Source organism: Streptomyces sp. NPDC107654, from assembly GCF_055639035.1.
Genome location: NZ_JBVKBI010000060.1, coordinates 1,639 through 2,970, shown reverse-complemented (window position 1 = coordinate 2,970; position 1,332 = coordinate 1,639). Strand labels below are relative to the sequence as shown.

The window sequence follows — 1,332 nt, the reverse complement described above, 5'->3', positions numbered from 1 at the left end:
GGCCTATCAACCCAGTCGTCTACTGGGAGCCTTACCCCATCAAGTGGGTGGGAGTCCTCATCTCGAAGCAGGCTTCCCGCTTAGATGCTTTCAGCGGTTATCCCTCCCGAACGTAGCCAACCAGCCATGCCCTTGGCAGAACAACTGGCACACCAGAGGTTCGTCCGTCCCGGTCCTCTCGTACTAGGGACAGCCCTTCTCAAGACTCCTACGCGCACAGCGGATAGGGACCGAACTGTCTCACGACGTTCTAAACCCAGCTCGCGTACCGCTTTAATGGGCGAACAGCCCAACCCTTGGGACCGACTCCAGCCCCAGGATGCGACGAGCCGACATCGAGGTGCCAAACCATCCCGTCGATATGGACTCTTGGGGAAGATCAGCCTGTTATCCCCGGGGTACCTTTTATCCGTTGAGCGACGGCGCTTCCACAAGCCACCGCCGGATCACTAGTCCCGACTTTCGTCCCTGCTCGACCCGTCGGTCTCACAGTCAAGCTCCCTTGTGCACTTACACTCAACACCTGATTGCCAACCAGGCTGAGGGAACCTTTGGGCGCCTCCGTTACCCTTTAGGAGGCAACCGCCCCAGTTAAACTACCCATCAGACACTGTCCCTGATCCGGATCACGGACCCAGGTTAGACATCCAGCACGACCAGACTGGTATTTCAACGACGACTCCACAAACACTGGCGTGCCTGCTTCAAAGTCTCCCAGCTATCCTACACAAGCCGAACCGAACACCAATATCAAACTGTAGTAAAGGTCCCGGGGTCTTTCCGTCCTGCTGCGCGAAACGAGCATCTTTACTCGTAGTGCAATTTCACCGGGCCTATGGTTGAGACAGTCGAGAAGTCGTTACGCCATTCGTGCAGGTCGGAACTTACCCGACAAGGAATTTCGCTACCTTAGGATGGTTATAGTTACCACCGCCGTTTACTGGCGCTTAAGTTCTCAGCTTCGCCCACCCGAAAGTGAGCTAACCGGTCCCCTTAACGTTCCAGCACCGGGCAGGCGTCAGTCCGTATACATCGCCTTACGGCTTCGCACGGACCTGTGTTTTTAGTAAACAGTCGCTTCTCGCTGGTCTCTGCGGCCACCCCCAGCTCAGAGCGCGAAGCTCATCACCAGATGTGGCCCCCCTTCTCCCGAAGTTACGGGGGCATTTTGCCGAGTTCCTTAACCATAGTTCACCCGAACGCCTCGGTATTCTCTACCTGACCACCTGAGTCGGTTTAGGGTACGGGCCGCCATGAAACTCGCTAGAGGCTTTTCTCGACAGCATAGGATCATCCACTTCACCACAATCGGCTCGGCATCAGGTCTCAGAC

1 rRNA gene (only partly in view) is annotated in these 1,332 nt (G+C 56.3%); it reads right to left on the bottom strand.

Annotated features, from left to right (window positions below):
- Window positions 1–1,332: ribosomal RNA gene (locus tag ACZ7N4_RS39100) — 23S ribosomal RNA — on the bottom strand; its annotated part runs 1,638 nt beyond the window's last position; the annotation flags it as partial.